Below are 15023 nucleotides of genomic sequence, written 5' to 3' on the forward strand. Positions count from 1 at the left end.
CGGCCGCTATTGCCGCCCGGTGAACCCCTCCATCGAGTCGTACACGCCGAAAACGCGGCCCGCGACGACGTCCCAGGCGCGCGTCGGGAGGACACCGCGGAGCGTCCGGGCCAGCCCGACCGTCCACGGCAGCATCAGCATCGGACGTCCGGCGAGCATCGCGCGCCAGACCCGGTCGACCACGTACTCGGGGCGCATCACCGGGGTCAGGAGCGGCCCGCGGGCGCCCTCGAACATCCCGGTGTCGATGTAGCTCGGGGCGACCGTCGTCACCTTCACGTGGCCGAAGCCCTGCTGCTGCAGTTCGAGGCGGACGCTGTCGCTCCAGCCGATCACCGCCCACTTGCTGGCGGCGTAGACGCTCATCCGCGGGTTCGCGATCGTCCCGGCCGCGGAGGCGATGTTGACGATGCGGGCCTCGCGGGGGCTGCGCTGCATCCCGGGCAGGAACTCGCGCGTGACGTACATCGGGGCGAGAGCGTTGACCTGCATCGTGGGACGGGTGTCGTCGCCGTTGTCATGCTCCCAGAAGTACTTGCCCCGGACGATGCCCGCGTTGTTGATGAGCACGTCGACGCCGCCGATCTCCTTGCGGACCGCCTGCGCGGTCTGCGCGATCGCGCCGAGCTCGGCGAGGTCGACGACGTACGGCAGCACGCTCGTCGCCGCTCGTCCGGCCGCGGAACTCGGCGAGCGCAGGGGCGCGCCCCAGGCCGCCGCGGTGCGTCCGGCGAGCACCTCGCGGCGCAGTCGATGGGTCAACTCGGCGAGCGCCGCTTCGTCCCGGTCCCAGAGCACGACCGCTCGCGCGCCCTCGAGCACGGCGCGCTCGGCGTACAGCCGCCCCATGCCGGAGGCCGCCCCGGTGATGAGCACGCGCGCACCGCGAACCGTTCTCGCCATGCCCCCCATCATCGCAGCGTCCACACCCCTCCGGCCTCCCCACGCTCTCCACCCACCGTCGAGTACGCGAACTTTGCACGCCCCGACGGCGTTTCGTGTGCAATCTGTGCGGACTCGACGGCGGCGAAGAGCGGAAGACGCGGGAGGGTTTGTTGCGCTCTGAGCGCGGAGGGCGCAGTTTTCCGCCGGGATGGGCAACAAAACGCTCGCGATCCCCGGATAGGCTCGATTCATCCACACGACTGCCGCGTGCGAGCGGCCGACCAGCGACGGGAGGTTCGTCATGTCTCAATTCGTCCAGCACTTCACCGCAGACGCCATTGTCGGGGAGCCCGAGGTCGTCGAGGACGCCCGCCCGGTCCGCGAGGTCGCGAACGACCCCGCCTGGCTGCGCCTCAAGGACGCCGCCGTCGCACTGCAGGCGCTTCAGGTGAAGGACGGCTCGGTCGAGCAGGTGTCCGACCGCCCGGCCGCCGCAGAGCACGTCCGCACCATCGTCGACTCGATCGCCGCACTCGCACCGGCGTTCCCGCACGACGCGTCCTACCTGGCCGCACTGCAGCGCGACTTCACGCGCTGGGCGGACGAAGGCTTCGGTGTGCCCGACTTCCTCGACGCGCTCAACGAGTTCCAGCCGCAGCAGCACCGCGTGGATGGACTGGGTCACCTGGTCGCGTTCCCGATGTACACGCAGAACGGCAGCGCCGACCGTCACGTCGAGGCGCTGCTGGTCGAGGTGATCTGGCCGGAGTTCGTGGCGGAGCTGGAGGCGGGCGACTACGGCAACAAGCTGTTCGTCGCCCTGCGCTTCGTCGACTTCACGCCGGGCTACGACACCAACTCGGCCGTGCTCTTCCCCGAGACCGTCGCCATGCGCGAGATCCCGGCCTTCACCTGGGGCGCGATCTTCCAGGACCGCGAGGCCGCACGGTACCGCCGGGTCGTGCGCGCGGCCGCGGAGATCACGAAGCTGGAGCTCCCGGACGACGCGGCCGCGATGCTGGACGACCAGCACCTCACGGAGGAGACCTTCGTGATGTGGGACATCATCCACGACCGCAGCCACATGCGCGGCGACCTGCCGTTCGACCCCTTCATGATCAAGCAGCGGATGCCGTTCTTCCTCTACTCGCTGGAGGAGCTGCGCTGCGACCTGACCGCGTTCCGCGAGTCGGTGAAGCTGGAGCGCGAGCTCAGCGCCCTGCCCGACGCCGAGCTCTCGGAGGCGCAGCGCGCCATCCGCGACCACGCGCACCTCGTGCAGTACGCCGTGATCTTCGACCGCATCTTCCGGTTCGCGATCACCGGCAGCCGCGTCCGCAACTACGACGGACTCGGCGGCCAGCTGCTGTTCGCATGGATGCACCAGCACGACGTCCTGCACTGGACGGACACCCAGCTCACCATCGACTGGGAGAACGTGCCGGACGTGGTCGTCGCCCTGAGCGACCGGATCAACGATCTGTACTGGCGTTCGATCGACCGCCCGAAGGTGGCGCACTGGCTGGCCGCCTACGAGATGCTCACCGAGACGCTCACCCCGCATCCCGCCTCCAACTGGGCGCGTGGACTGCCGGACGAGGTGCTGGCCGGGCCGCCGAAGGGCTACACCGACCAGGTGCTGGACGACGAGTTCCCGCTTTCGATGTTCTATGAGGCGCTGAACAAGAAGATGGCCGCCGTCATCGAGTCGACGGCCGGCATCACCGGGACGACGGACGCCGCATGACGGACGCCCCCTCGGCTGACCAGGCGGCCCGGCCCTCTTCGGAGGCCGGGCCGCTGGGCGCGGACTCCGCGCGCGGGCGTCTCGTGCTGATCGCCGGCGCCACCAGCGCCTCGGGCGAAGCGGTCGCCCGTGCGCTGGTCGCGGCCGGCGCGACCGTTCTCGCCGTCGGAACGCGGCAGGAGGCGCTGGATGCGCTGGCCGCGGCCGTCCCGGGCGTCGAGACCCGCGCGTGCGACCTCGCCGACTGGCACGCCGTCACCGAACTGGCCATGCGCATCCACCTGAAGTTCGGTCGCATCGACGGCCTCATCCACCTCGTCGGCGGCTGGCGCGGCGGCGGAGGGATCGAGGGCCAGAGCGACGAGGACTGGGAGTTCCTGGAGCGGAGCTTCCGCACCCTCCGGAACACCAGCCGCATCTTCTTCGACGACCTCACCGCCTCCCCCGCCGGCCGGCTGGCGATCGTCTCGTCGACCGCGGTCGAGAAGCCGTACCCGGGCGGCGCGAACTACGCTGCGGCGAAGGCGGCGGCGGATGCGTGGGTGCGCGCGATCGCGCAGGGCTTCGCCAAGCAGGCGCCGCAGTCGGCGGCAACCGTCTTCGTGGTGAAGACGCTCGAGGGCCTCGAGTCGCGGCTCGGTGACGAGGTCGTGCGCCTGTGGGAGCAGGACGCGGCGGCGGTCAACGGCCAGCGGATCCCGTTGGAACCGCGCTGAGCAGCAGTCAGGGAACCCGGCAACGGTCGTTCTGCGCTCGGGCCTGGGCATGCAATGACCAGGCATAGCGCATGACGATGGCCGCCCCAATCAGCGCGCATCCGAGTGGGACGGCAACGAACCTGATCGCGTCCAGCAGGACGTTGATGAGGCCGAGGGGAGCCTGCCCCCGAGGTTCCGTGAAGAACAGCAGGTTTGGGATCACGTTGCTCGTGAGGGCGAGGACCGCCACGCCGACAGAGGTGACGATGACGCCCGCTCGCAACGTCGCGCGAGGACGCAGAGTGTTCGCGCGTTCTTCGTTCATTTTCCACCGTAAGCGCCGGCACAGTACGCGCGGACGAGCGTTGCGTGAAACGTGACAGCGGAGTCGAAGTCCCTCTCATTCACACCCTTGTCTCGAAGGCGTTGACTCACCTTCTGGGCGATCTCGACGAGACCGGGATCCATGAGAACGAACATGTGGATGCATGTTATCAGTTGACATACACATTGTCATATTAATGCGGGCAGTGCATGCAGTCCCGCGACGTGCGCCACAACCATCGCGGTCCTCCCCGCGAGCGAATCTAGGATGGAGTCGTGACGCTTCAACTCCACGACCTCACCCTCCGCGGCTTCGCCTCCGACAACTACGCGGGTGTCCACCCCGAGGTCCTCGACGCCATCGCGGCCGCGAACAACGGCCACCAGATCGCCTACGGCGAGGACGTCTACACGGCCCGCCTGCACGAGGTGTTCGCCGAGCACTTCGGCGAGGGCGTCGAGGTGTACCCGGTGTTCAACGGCACCGGGGCAAACGTCGTCGGCCTGCAGTCGATGCTGCCCCGCTGGGGCGCCGTGGTCTGCGCGAAGACCGCCCACATCAACACCGACGAGGCCGGTGCGCCCGAGAAGGTGGGCGGCATCAAGCTGCTCCCGGTGGAGACGACCGACGGCAAGCTGACCCCGGAGCTCATCGACCGCGAGGCGTGGGGCTGGGGCGACGAGCACCGCGCCCAGCCGCTGGTGGTGTCGATCACGCAGACGACCGAGCTGGGCACGGCCTACACCGTGGAGGAGGTGCGGGCGATCGCCGAGCACGTCCACGCGCGCGGCATGAAGCTGCACATGGACGGCTCCCGGATCTCGAATGCAGCCGCGACCCTCGGCGTGCCGCTGCGGACGTTCACCACGGACGCCGGCGTCGACGTCCTCAGCTTCGGCGGGACCAAGAACGGCATGCTCTACGGCGAGGCCGTCGTCGTGCTGAACCCGCAGGCGTCGGAGGGGATGGTCTACCTCCGCAAGCTGAACATGCAGCTGGCGTCGAAGATGCGCTTCATCTCCGCGCAGCTCATCGCCCTGCTGACCGACGACCTGTACCTGCGCTCCGCCGCGCACGCGAACGCGATGGCGACGCGGTTGCGCACGGCGCTCGAGGCGGGCATCGCCGATGGCAGCATCCAGGGTGTCGGATTCAGCCAGAAGACGGAGGCCAACGGCGTCTTCGCGACCCTGCCGACCGGTGTCGCCGACCGCCTGCGCCAGCACTTCCGGTTCTACGACTGGGATGCGGCCAACAACGAGGTCCGCTGGATGTGCGCGTTCGACACCACGGAGGAGGACATCGACGCCTTCGTGGCGGCCCTGGTCCAGGAGCTCGGGGCCTGAGAGGGCTCACCCTCGCACTGGGGGCAGACCGGGGTACAAAATTGTCCTCCATTTGGCCCACATAAATGCGACTTTTGTTGTAGTCTCAAAGAGCGGCGGAGGAACCCGAATATCCATCCGGCGTAACCCCGAAACGTATGCCGGGCCGTGTGAAGAACCCTAGTCTTCCCACAGCCCGGCATCGTGGGTTAACGGCGGATGCTCGGCTCCACGCGGACATCGTGCTCCACCCGCAGTGCGCCCAGGTGCAGCTGGCGCGCCGTCGCACTCTCGTTCCAGGAGTGGAAGGCGATCACGTCCGTGCCGTCCGGTGCGACAGTGAGCGAGTTGTGGCCGGGACCGCGCAGGTCGCCGCCGCTCGCCAGCAGTGCCGGCTGGTGGACGTGTTTCCACGGGCCGAGGGGATGCGCGGAGCTCGCGACGCCGACGGCGTAGCCGGGGCCGGTCCACGCACCGCCGGAGTACGTCAGCCAGTACCGTTCGCCGCGACGCAGCACCGCCGGCCCTTCGAGCGTGTGCCAGTCGAAGCGGCGGCCGTGAATGAGGCGGTCGCGCTCGTACAGCTGCCAGTCGGCATCCGGGGCGAGCACCGGGACGGGCGGGCCGGCCAGGGACGTCATCCCCTCGGCCAGGGGCGCGACGGCGAGGTGGGTGCCCGGGCGCTCGTGGTCGAGCACATCGCGCGCGAAGAAGAGGTACCAGCGCCCGTCGTCGTCCTGGAACGGGTGCGCGTCGATGGCGAACAGCTCGTCCGGCGTCAGGTCGACGCCGAGGTCGCGGAACGGCCCGACCGGCGACTCCGCGTGCGCCACCCGCAGGTGGTGGCCGTCGATCCCGCGTCCGACGGAGTAGTACATCCAGTAGGCGCCGTGCGCGTAGGCGACTTCGGGGGCCCAGTAGTCGGCCCCGAGCCGATCGTCGACACGGTCCAGCACGGCCCCCGCGCTCTCCCACCGGACCAGGTCGGGCGAGCGCAGCGCTTCGAACACGCGGTCGGCCTCGCTGCCCGGGTGGGTGCCGTACGCGACATACCCGCCGTCGGGGAGGCGCAGCACGAACGGGTCGGCGAAGTACCCCTCCCAGACCGGACCCCAGTGCCGGGTCACGCGGAGACCGTCACCGGTCACGGGGCGAGCTCCGGCAGGCCGTCCTTCCACGTCACCGGGACGGCGTGCATGCCGCGATAGGCGAACGCTTCGTCCCACGAGTGGAACAGCATCCAGTCGCGGCCGCGGAAGGTCACGAGATCCTCGCCCCCGGGGCCGAGGTAGCGGCCCTTCGACCCGGGAGTGGAGAGCAACGGCTCCTTCTGCTTCGCGTACGGACCGAGCAGGCTCTTCGCCGTGGCGACGCCCGTGACGTACGAGGAGCCGGCGTAGTCGTTGGCCGAATAGAGCAGCACATACTCGTCGTCGTGCCGCACGATCACGGGGGCTTCGACGAGCGTGCCCTCCCACGATTCGGTCTGCTTGATCAGCCGCGTCGGCTGTCCGGTCAGAGCGGCGCCGTCGGCCGACAGCGGCTGAGCGGAGATCCACGTGTCGTAGCCGCAGCAGTTGCCGTCGTTCTTCCACACGAGGTACCGCTGACCGGTCCCGTCGGCGGCCACACTGGCGTCGATCGCGCCGCCCTCGTCCACCGGGCAGACGAGGGGCTTGTCGGCCGTGGAGGCGAACGGGCCCTCCGGGCGGTCGGCGAAGGCGACGCCGATGCACTGGAACCTGCTGGCCGCATCCGATGCGGTGAAGTAGAGGGCGAAGCGCCCGTCGGCGAGCTGCGCGGGGCCGGGAGCCCAGGTCTTGCCCTTCACGGCCCACGACGGCAGCTGGGGCAGCGCATCCTGCTCGCTCAGCGTCCAGGTCTTCATGTCGGAGGAGGTGGCGACCTGGACGTTCACGGCCGCGGTGTTCGTCGCGTACGCGTACACGCGATCCCCCACGACGAGCGCGCCGGGATCGGGGAAGTCGCTGTCGATCTGGAACGGAGCGATCTCCGTCGACGGCGACGCGCTCGGCCCGGATCCCGCCGAACATCCGGCGAGCGCCGCCGCGAGAGCGATGACCGCGGTCGCGGCGGCGGCCATTCGGCACATCCTCACCCCTTGACCCCGCTGGTGGCGACGCTCTCGACGATCTGCTTCTGCGCGAAGAAGAACAGGATGAGCACCGGCACCGACGCGATCACCGCGCCCGCCATGACGATGGCGTAGTGGGTGGAGTACGCGCCCTGCAGCTGCGACAGTCCGGGCTGCAGCGTCAGGTTCTCGGGGCTCAGCAGCACGTAGACGGGCCACAGGAAGTCGTTCCAGTTCGCGAGGAAGCTCAGCACCGCGAGCGTCGCGAGCGCCGGCCGCGCCAGCGGCAGGACGATCTGCAGGAAGATGCGGAAGTCCCCTGCTCCGTCGATCCGCGCCGCCTCCTCGATCTCCGCCGGAAGGCCCACGAAGAACTGCCGGAGGAAGAACACGCCGAACGCGCTGGCCGCACCCGGGATGGTGATCGCCCAGATCGTGTCGAGCCAGCCGAGGTTCTGCACGATCAGGTAGTTCGGGATGAGGAAGATGACCGGCGGCACGAGCAGCGTCGCGACGATCAGGCCGAAGACGATCCGCTTGCCCCAGAACTCGAGCCGGGCCAGCGCGTACGCGGCCATGGAGGCGGTCACCAGGATGATGATCGTCTGCAGCGCCGCCGCCGCGAGGCTGTTGAGGAACCAGCGGAACACCGGCTGCTGCCCGCTGGACAGCGTGGTGTACGCGTCGAACGAGAACGGGTTCGGCAGAGCCGAGTACGGGTTCCGGATCGCGTCGCCGTCCGTCTTGAACGACGTGAGCAGGATCCACAGCAGCGGGAGGATCACGACGAGCGCGAGCACGATCAGGACGGCGTAGAGCACGCTCTTGCGGAGCGCGACCTGCGGGGTCTGCTTGCGCCGGGCGCGCACCGGGGCCGGTCGCTGCTCGGTCTGCTTCTCGGGGGCGGTCGTCGTCATGAGGCGCTCTTCTCTGCCCGCTCCCGCTGAAGCCGGAAGTTGACGATGCTGATGATCGCCAGGAACGCGAAGAGCACGTAGCTCATCGCCGAGGCGGCGGCCATGTTGTTCTGCGAGAGACCCTGGTCTGCGATGTACATGATCGCCGTGCGCGTCTCGTTGCCCGGGCCGCCCTTCGTGATGATGAACGACTGACCGAACATGTTGGCGCTTGCCAGGATGGTGATCGTGATGACGAAGGTCATCACCGGGCGGAGGCCGGGGAGCGTCACGCTGAAGAACTGGCGGACGGCACCCGCGCCGTCGAGCGCTGCGGCCTCGTAGAGGTCGGGGCTGATGCCTTTGAGCCCCGCCAGGATGATGACGGTGTTGAAGCCCATCGTCCACCAGACCGTCACGCCGGCCAGCGTGACCCAGACCCAGGGCGTGTCGACCGTCCACGGCAGGTTGTCGGGCAGGCCGATCATCCCGAGCAGGTGGTTGATGATGCCGGACTGGGTGTCGAGGAGGTACTTCCAGATCACGCCGATGACGGCGACGCCGAGCACGTACGGCGCGAAGAAGACGCCGCGGAAGAACGCACCGGCACGGATGCGCTGGTTGAGCAGCACGGCGACCAGCAGCGGGATGACGAGCAGGAACGGCACGCTCGCCAGCGTGAAGATGCCGGTGGCCGACATCGACTGCCAGAAATCGCCGGAGGTGGCGCTGCCGGGGGTGAAGAGGTCGAGGTAGTTCTTCAGCCCGACGAAGGACTGGGTGACCCGGAACGGGCTCCAGTTGGTGAGGCTGATCCACAGGCCGAAGACGGCGGGCGCCAGAACGAAGACGACGAACAGGATGAGGAACGGCGCCAGGAACAGGTAGGCGACACCCGTGCGGCGCGGGGCGCCGGGGCGACGGGCGCGGCCCGAGCGGAGCGGGCGTGGCGCCCCGGTCTCCCGGGGCGCCACGATCGAAGCGGTGTCAGTCACCGTACTTCTCTTTGTTCTGCTTCAGCAGCGTGTCGGCCTTCGCCACAGCGTCGTCCAGCGCCTGCTTCGGGTCCTTCTTGCCGGTGATGGCTTGGTTCACCGCGGTGGTGATGGTCGCCTCGACCGTGGTGATGCCGGGGGCGATCGGCTCGTAGTGCGCGTACTTCAGCTCGTCCAGGAACGGCTTCAGGTTCGGGTAGTCCTGCACCAGCTTCGGGTCATCGCGGACCGAGTTCTTGGCGGGGAGCTCACCGGTCTGCGGCCAGTCGGCGGAGTTGTCGTTCATCCACTTGACGAACGTCGCGGCGGCCGCGGTCTTGTTCTTGTCCTGCCCCTTGTTGTTCATGAACATCCAGTGGGTCGAGCTCGACCAGACGGCCTTCTCGTCGCCGATCTGCGGCACCGCGACGGCCTGCCACTTCAGCTTGTCGAACGCGGTGTTCGTGGTCTGCCAGACCCCGTTCCAGTTGAACGCGGTCTTGCCGGCGATGAGGGCGTTGATGTTGCCGTCCTGCGCGACGTCGGCCGGGCTGTAGCCCTGCTTGATGAGGTCGGTCATCCAGGTCAGGGCCTTGACTCCGGCCTCGGAGTTGAACGTCGCCTTGGTGACGTCCTTGTCGAAGAGGTCGCCGCCGAACTGCCACAGCAGGCTCTCGAACTCGAACGTGCCGGTGAAGACGTAGCCGTCGACCCATTCGCCCTGGACGCCCGCCGCCTTCAGCTTCTCGAGCGCCGCCAGGTAGGAGTCCTTGTCCTGCGGGATCGTGTTCGGGTCGACGCCTGCCGCCGACAGCACGTCCTTGTTGACGTAGAGGCCGAGAGGGGTGACGCTCCACGGAACGGCGTACTGACCGCCGTTGTACTTGCCCGCGTCGAGGAGGCCCTCCGGGAAGTCGCTCGCCTGGTAGCCGAGGGACTTCACGATCGAGTCGGCCTTGAGGACGAGACCCTGAGCCGCGTAGGTGGCGATGTCGTCGCCGTGTCCGACCGCGACGTCCGGGCCCTTCCCGGCCTTGACCGCGAGCGGCATCTTGCGGGCGATGTCCGCCCACTCCATCGGGACGTCCTTGACGACGATGTTCTTGTGCTCGGAGTTGAACTTGTCGATGAGCTTCGGCACCAGCACGGGGGCTGCGCCGCCCGTCCAGCCGTTCCAGAAGCTGATGGTGACCTTCGGCCCGTCGTAGGTGCCGGAGGAGACTTCCGCTCCCCCTGACCCGGCGCTGCTTCCGCAGGCCGTCAGCGCGAGCCCGAGGCCCGCGGTGACCGCCACCGCGATCGCGCGTGCGGCGAATCGCTTCTTCATGTGATCTCTCCCTTGAGTGAGCCTTTCACGCAGCCCTTCCGTCGGGGCGGCGGCGTGATCGGTGGTGCTGGAGCCGGTACTCTCGGCGTGCTTGGCGAATTTACAGCGCTAAACACGGCGTGTCAACCTCACGATGCCTGCATTGGGTGGGTCCCTGTAGAGTGACCCCGCGAGGAACCGATCGCCGACGCGGAGGGAGAGGTGCCATGGCCGTCAGGCTGCAGGATGTGGCGGAGCACGCGGGCGTGTCCATGAAGACCGTCTCCAACGTCGTCCGCAACTACGCGCACGTCAGCCCGGCCATGCGGGAGCGCGTTCAGCGCGCGATCGACGAGCTCGGCTACCGCCCCAACATCATGGGACGACGGCTCGCCACCGGCCGCACCGGCCTGCTCGCGCTGGCCTTCGCCGACGTGACGCTGCCGTACTTCGCCGAACTCGCCCGCGTGGTCGCCGACGAGGCGGAGCGACGCGGCTACCGCGTCCTGCTCGAGCAGACCGAGGGGACGATCGAGGGCGAGCGCGCGGTCGTCTCGGCCGGCGAGTCCGGGCTGGTCGACGGCATGATCTTCCAGCCGAGCGTCATGAACTCCGCCGAGCTGGCCCAGTCGCGGACCGACATCCCGCTGGTGGTGCTGGGCGAGAACGCCGCACCATTGACCGTCGACCGCATCATGATCGACAACGTGGAGGCCGCCAAGGCGGCGACGGAGCACCTCCTGGCGCTCGGGCGGCGGCGCATCGCGTTCGCCGGGCACGAGAGCGCACGGCCGACGCGGACCTCGAAGCTCCGCATCGCCGGCTATCAGCAGGCCCTGGAGGACGCGGGCATCACCGCGGAGCCGGAGCTGCTGATCTCGAGCATCTCGGTCTCGGCGGGCAACGCCGTGCGCGCGGTGGGCGCGGCCCTCGACGCCGGGCTGCGGTTCGACGGCCTGGTCTGCCGCGACGACCTCGCCGCGATCGGCGCCCTGCGCGCCCTGCAGGAGCGCGGCATCCGCGTGCCCGACGACGTCGCGGTGACGGGATGGGACAACACGCCGATGACGGCCGTCACCTACCCGTCGATCACCTCGGTCGCGCCTGACATGCGGGGCCTGGCGTCGCGTGCGGTGGAGATGCTGCTCGAGCGCGTCGGCGGTTTCGACGGCATGGGCCGCCACGAGCTCGCGCCCTTCTCGCTCGTCACGCGCGAGAGCGCGCCCGCCCTTCCCTGACGGTCGGTTTTCCGACTTTACAGCGCTGCACGAATCGTGCATGCTAATGGGATGCTCACCGAGGAACGCCGCACGGACGCGGCCACCGCCCAGGACGGCCGCTACCCGCGGCCGCAGCTCGTCCGGGCCGACTGGCTCGACCTCTCCGGCCCGTGGACGTTCGCGTTCGACGACGACGACCGCGGCCGGCGCGAGCACTGGGAGTCGTCCCGCTCGCTGCCCGGTGTCATCCAGGTGCCGTTCCCGTTCGAGTCCGAGGCGTCCGGCGTGGGCGACACCGGCTTCCATCCGGTGGTCTGGTACCAGCGCACCGTGCTGCGCGACGAGATCCCGGCCGGCGAACGGCTGCTGCTCAACCTCGGCGCGGTCGACCACGCGTGCGAGGTCTGGGTCGACGGGCGCTCCGCCGGAAGCCACGAGGGCGGCTCGACCCCTTTCGTCCTCGACATCACCGACCTCGCCGGAGACGGCGACGTCTCGATCACGGTCCGCGCCCAGGACGACCCGGCCGATGTGGCGCAACCGCGCGGCAAGCAGGATTGGCGGCACCACCCGCACTCCATCTGGTACCACCGCACGACCGGGATCTGGCAGCCCGTCTGGCTGGAGGCGGCGCCCGAGCTGCGGATCGAGCAGCTGCACTGGCTGACCGACGTGCCGGCGGGAGAGGTCACCGCACAGCTCCGTCTGAGCCGCCCCGCCCCGACGGGCACGACCGCGACGATCACGGTGGAGCTGGGAGGAGAACGGCTCGCGAGCATCCGGACCGCGATCGACGGACGCGAGGTGGAGATCCCGTTCCGCATCCACCGCCAGACCAACGGGCAGGCCTACGAGGAGCTGCTCTGGTCGCCATCCCATCCCACGCTCATCGATGCGACGGTGACGCTGAGCGGCCCTGCGGGCGCCGACGATGTCGTCGCGTCGTACTTCGGGCTGCGGTCGACCGCCGTCGAGGGCGGGCGCTTCCTGCTCAACGATCGTCCCCTCTACCTGCGCTCTGTGCTGAACCAGGGGTACTGGCCCGCGTCGCACTCGGCGGCGCCGAGCGCGGACGCCCTGCGCGCCGAGGCCCAGCTCATCCTCGACCTGGGGTTCAACGCCACCCGCCTGCACCAGAAGTACGAAGACCCGCGGTTCCTGTTCTGGGCCGACAAGCTGGGCCTGCTCGTCTGGGGCGAGGCGCCCGCGGCGTACGCGTTCAGCCCGGAGGCCGTTCGGCGCAGCGTCGCGGAGTGGTCGGCGATCCTCGACCGCGACCGGTCGCATCCCTCGATCGTCACCTGGGTGCCGCTCAACGAGAGCTGGGGCGTGCAGCACCTCGCCCACGACCCGCGGATGGTGTCCTACGCCAAGGCGCTCGTGCACCTGACCAAGACGGTCGATCCGAGCCGGCCGGTCATCTCCAACGACGGCTGGGAGCACGCGGCGTCCGACATCCTGTCGATCCACGACTACGACCACGACCCGGAGCGGGTCCGCGAGCGGTACGCGACGCGGGACGGCATCCTCGCCGCACCCTTCACGCTTCCCGGACGCCGGCTGGTCGTCGACGCGGAACAGCGGCTCGACGTCCCCATCATGCTGACCGAGTTCGGCGGCATCTCCTACACCGAAGACGGTCCGGAGGATGCCTGGGGCTACTCCACTGCGAGCAGCGCGACGGAGCTCGTGGAGCGGCTGCGCGCCCTCGTCGGCGCCGTGCGCTCGTCCACCGCTCTGGCGGGCTACTGCTACACGCAGCTGGCCGACACCGGCCAGGAGACCAACGGGCTCGTCTTCGAGGACCGCCGCCCGAAGGCGCCGATCGAGGAGCTGCGGGCTATCTTCGGAGCGTGAGCACCCTGGTGCGGCGGGGCGATGGGAGAGCAGAATGACGCCGTCGCCGTATCCGTCTCTCCTCGAGGAGCGCCCATGTCTGCATCCGCCGCCGCGGTGAGCCCCGCCGCGCACCTCCGTCGTCGCTCCCGGGAGGCGCTGGCGGCTCTGGCCGTCCAGTACCTGCTCGGCATGGCGGCCAACCTCATCGGCGAGCCGGACAGCACGTTCGTCCGCGTCGTCGACGCGATCATCATCATCCTGCACGTGCTGATCGCGATCGGCCTGGTGGTCGTCAGCGTCCGCGTGCTGCTAGCCGCCCGGGCGGCCGGAGTCGGTGAGCGGCTGGCCGTGTGGGGCCTGGTGGTGATGGTGATCAGCTTGCTGGCGGGCGTCCTCACGATCTCGATCGGCAGCGACTGGGCGTCCTACGTGATGGCCGCGGGCTTCCTCGTCGCCGCCGCGCTGTACGCCGGGACGTTCCTGGCGTCGTACCGGCTGGACCGCGCGGCGTCCGCGTAGCCGCGCACATTCGTGCCGAATGTGCGGTCAGCCGGCCCCGAAGCGCACATTCGTGCCGAATGTGCGAGTCAGGACCAGTAGGCGTAGCGCGATGCCGGCCGGAAGCCGAGCGACGCGTAGAGGGCGTGCGCCGCCGTGTTGCCGGCGAGCACCTGGAGCCACAGTCCGTCGACGCCGTGCTCGGCGGATGCGGTGGCCAGCGCCAGGACGAGCGCGCGGGCCAGCCCGCGGCGCCGGGCCGAGGGGCGCGTCGCGACGGCGAACAGGCCTCCCCATCCGTCGACGATGGCCAGCCGGGCGACCGCGTCCGGTGCGGCGGGGTCGCCGTGGGCGGCGTAGAGCGCGGGACCACCGCGGAGGATGCGCGCGGCGACGGCGCGCTCGGCGGCTCCGCCGCGGCCGTCGACGGACCACCAGGTGTCGAGCCACGCGTCGTCGGGGTGGTCGGCGATGCGCACTGGCGCGGCGGCTGCCGGGGCGGCGGCAGCCGGGCCGCCGGCGACCGTCTCCCGGTCGGCGACCAGGATGTCGGTCTGCGAGTGCTCGCGGTATCCGCGCGCGGCGAGGACACCGCGCAGTTCGGGCGACGATGCAGGACTCACCTGGAACACCGCGGGCAGCGACCGTGCCGCGTACCACCGCTCGGCGGCATCCACCGCGGCGCCCAGGTCGTCGACGGGACCGGAGGTGAGCACCGAGTTCGCGCGGTTGGTGACACCGGTCGATGCCCGGAGCGTCCAGGCGCCGAGCGGTTCGCGCTCCAGCGCGGGCCAGCCGCGGTCGGCGAGGCGGTCCAGGGCGGCGGCATCAGGCAGGTGCACCTGTCGACGCTAGCGCAGGCGGCGTACCGTGCCTGCCATGACCGATACCCGAGCCGCCGCAACGGAAGCGCTGACCGAGAGCGAGATCGCCGGACTGAGCGCCAAGACCGTCGCCCATGTCATCCACTACCGGCGCAAGACCTACGTCACCAAGCCGTCCGAGGGCTACGCCCTGCTCAAACGCGTCCGCACGCTACTGCGCGACGGGACGACGGATCTTGTCCCGCTGGTCCACCGCGACGGCTTCGTCTGGCTGGCGATCGGCCCCAGCATCCCGATCTCGATCGACGAGATCGAGACCGACCCGGGTCACAGCGAGAAGCACACGCTCAAGCGGCTCGGCCTCGACTAGCGCGAGTTGCGACACCATGTC

The 15023-nt window shown here is 69.6% G+C and carries 15 protein-coding genes; 7 read left to right on the top strand and 8 right to left on the bottom strand.

The window, feature by feature from the left end:
- Window positions 1-6: 6 nt before the first annotated feature.
- Window positions 7-903 carry an SDR family NAD(P)-dependent oxidoreductase gene (locus tag BJ963_RS11930; protein ID WP_179456852.1) on the bottom strand — a complete coding sequence of 299 codons (897 nt, stop codon included), beginning with the start codon at window positions 901-903 and terminating at the stop codon, window positions 7-9.
- A 283-nt stretch (window positions 904-1186) separates the two neighbouring features.
- Between BJ963_RS11930 and BJ963_RS11935 the strand changes: the two genes are divergently transcribed.
- Entirely contained in the window at window positions 1187-2632 is a 1446-nt protein-coding gene (locus BJ963_RS11935) for a DUF6421 family protein (RefSeq protein WP_179456854.1), read from the top strand.
- Window positions 2629-3348: an SDR family oxidoreductase gene (locus tag BJ963_RS11940; RefSeq protein WP_179456856.1), complete on the top strand. Its 720-nt coding sequence runs from the start codon at window positions 2629-2631 to the stop codon at window positions 3346-3348. Before BJ963_RS11935 ends, BJ963_RS11940 begins: the two co-directional genes overlap by 4 nt.
- 7 nt (window positions 3349-3355) lie before the next feature.
- Here the strand turns inward: BJ963_RS11940 and BJ963_RS11945 are convergent, their stop codons facing one another.
- The gene (locus BJ963_RS11945) at window positions 3356-3655 is read right to left on the bottom strand and encodes a hypothetical protein (protein ID WP_179456858.1); all 300 of its coding nucleotides are present in this window, start codon (window positions 3653-3655) and stop codon (window positions 3356-3358) included.
- 275 nt (window positions 3656-3930) lie between these two features.
- On the opposite strand from BJ963_RS11945, the gene BJ963_RS11950 reads away from it, so the two are divergent.
- On the top strand, window positions 3931-5001 hold the full coding sequence (locus tag BJ963_RS11950) for a beta-eliminating lyase-related protein (protein ID WP_179456860.1): 1071 nt from the start codon (window positions 3931-3933) through the stop codon (window positions 4999-5001).
- Window positions 5002-5189: 188 nt separating this feature from the next.
- Here the strand turns inward: BJ963_RS11950 and BJ963_RS11955 are convergent, their stop codons facing one another.
- From BJ963_RS11955 to BJ963_RS11975, 5 genes are read right to left on the bottom strand one after another with little or no spacing between them, the layout of a single operon-like run.
- The gene (locus tag BJ963_RS11955) at window positions 5190-6107 is read right to left on the bottom strand and encodes a glycoside hydrolase family 43 protein (RefSeq protein ID WP_343037269.1); all 918 of its coding nucleotides are present in this window, start codon (window positions 6105-6107) and stop codon (window positions 5190-5192) included.
- Window positions 6108-6124: 17 nt separating this feature from the next.
- Window positions 6125-7084, bottom strand: coding sequence for a glycoside hydrolase family 43 protein (locus tag BJ963_RS11960; protein ID WP_246298044.1), 960 nt, complete (start codon window positions 7082-7084; stop codon window positions 6125-6127).
- A gap of 11 nt (window positions 7085-7095) precedes the next feature.
- Entirely contained in the window at window positions 7096-7992 is an 897-nt protein-coding gene (locus BJ963_RS11965) for a carbohydrate ABC transporter permease (protein WP_089907516.1), read from the bottom strand.
- A complete protein-coding gene (locus BJ963_RS11970) occupies window positions 7989-8966 on the bottom strand; it encodes a carbohydrate ABC transporter permease (protein WP_089907513.1) in 978 nt (325 codons plus the stop codon). The genes BJ963_RS11965 and BJ963_RS11970 overlap by 4 nt, the downstream gene beginning before the upstream one ends.
- A complete protein-coding gene (locus tag BJ963_RS11975) occupies window positions 8959-10272 on the bottom strand; it encodes an ABC transporter substrate-binding protein (protein WP_179456864.1) in 1314 nt (437 codons plus the stop codon). Before BJ963_RS11975 ends, BJ963_RS11970 begins: the two co-directional genes overlap by 8 nt.
- Before the next feature lie 206 nt (window positions 10273-10478).
- Between BJ963_RS11975 and BJ963_RS11980 the strand changes: the two genes are divergently transcribed.
- From BJ963_RS11980 to BJ963_RS11990, 3 genes are all read left to right on the top strand, one after another.
- Complete coding sequence (locus BJ963_RS11980) at window positions 10479-11489, top strand: LacI family DNA-binding transcriptional regulator (RefSeq protein WP_089907505.1); 1011 nt, start codon at window positions 10479-10481, stop codon at window positions 11487-11489.
- A 51-nt stretch (window positions 11490-11540) separates the two neighbouring features.
- Window positions 11541-13328, top strand: coding sequence for a glycoside hydrolase family 2 protein (locus BJ963_RS11985; protein WP_089907502.1), 1788 nt, complete (start codon window positions 11541-11543; stop codon window positions 13326-13328).
- Between the two features lie 75 nt (window positions 13329-13403).
- Window positions 13404-13829, top strand: coding sequence for a hypothetical protein (locus BJ963_RS11990; RefSeq protein ID WP_179456866.1), 426 nt, complete (start codon window positions 13404-13406; stop codon window positions 13827-13829).
- A gap of 68 nt (window positions 13830-13897) precedes the next feature.
- Here BJ963_RS11990 and BJ963_RS11995 read toward each other — a convergent pair whose 3' ends face one another.
- A complete protein-coding gene (locus tag BJ963_RS11995; RefSeq protein WP_179456868.1) occupies window positions 13898-14650 on the bottom strand; it encodes a GNAT family N-acetyltransferase in 753 nt (250 codons plus the stop codon).
- A gap of 37 nt (window positions 14651-14687) precedes the next feature.
- Between BJ963_RS11995 and BJ963_RS12000 the strand changes: the two genes are divergently transcribed.
- Complete coding sequence (locus BJ963_RS12000; RefSeq protein WP_179456871.1) at window positions 14688-15002, top strand: hypothetical protein; 315 nt, start codon at window positions 14688-14690, stop codon at window positions 15000-15002.
- Window positions 15003-15023: the final 21 nt, after the last annotated feature.

Origin of the sequence: Leifsonia soli (assembly GCF_013408745.1) — a bacterium.
GTDB classification, from domain to species: domain Bacteria; phylum Actinomycetota; class Actinomycetes; order Actinomycetales; family Microbacteriaceae; genus Leifsonia; species Leifsonia soli.

Bases quoted from the DNA above. Each gene is read 5' to 3' on its own strand.
- BJ963_RS11930 (WP_179456852.1), bottom strand. From the start codon at position 903: ATGGCGAGAACGGTTCGCGGTGCGCGCGTGCTCATCACCGGGGCGGCC.
- BJ963_RS11935 (WP_179456854.1), top strand. From the start codon at position 1,187: ATGTCTCAATTCGTCCAGCACTTCACCGCAGACGCCATTGTCGGGGAG.
- BJ963_RS11940 (WP_179456856.1), top strand. From the start codon at position 2,629: ATGACGGACGCCCCCTCGGCTGACCAGGCGGCCCGGCCCTCTTCGGAG.
- BJ963_RS11945 (WP_179456858.1), bottom strand. From the start codon at position 3,655: ATGAACGAAGAACGCGCGAACACTCTGCGTCCTCGCGCGACGTTGCGA.
- BJ963_RS11960 (WP_246298044.1), bottom strand. From the start codon at position 7,084: ATGGCCGCCGCCGCGACCGCGGTCATCGCTCTCGCGGCGGCGCTCGCC.
- BJ963_RS11965 (WP_089907516.1), bottom strand. From the start codon at position 7,992: ATGACGACGACCGCCCCCGAGAAGCAGACCGAGCAGCGACCGGCCCCG.
- BJ963_RS11975 (WP_179456864.1), bottom strand. From the start codon at position 10,272: ATGAAGAAGCGATTCGCCGCACGCGCGATCGCGGTGGCGGTCACCGCG.
- BJ963_RS11980 (WP_089907505.1), top strand. From the start codon at position 10,479: ATGGCCGTCAGGCTGCAGGATGTGGCGGAGCACGCGGGCGTGTCCATG.
- BJ963_RS11985 (WP_089907502.1), top strand. From the start codon at position 11,541: ATGCTCACCGAGGAACGCCGCACGGACGCGGCCACCGCCCAGGACGGC.
- BJ963_RS11990 (WP_179456866.1), top strand. From the start codon at position 13,404: ATGTCTGCATCCGCCGCCGCGGTGAGCCCCGCCGCGCACCTCCGTCGT.
- BJ963_RS12000 (WP_179456871.1), top strand. From the start codon at position 14,688: ATGACCGATACCCGAGCCGCCGCAACGGAAGCGCTGACCGAGAGCGAG.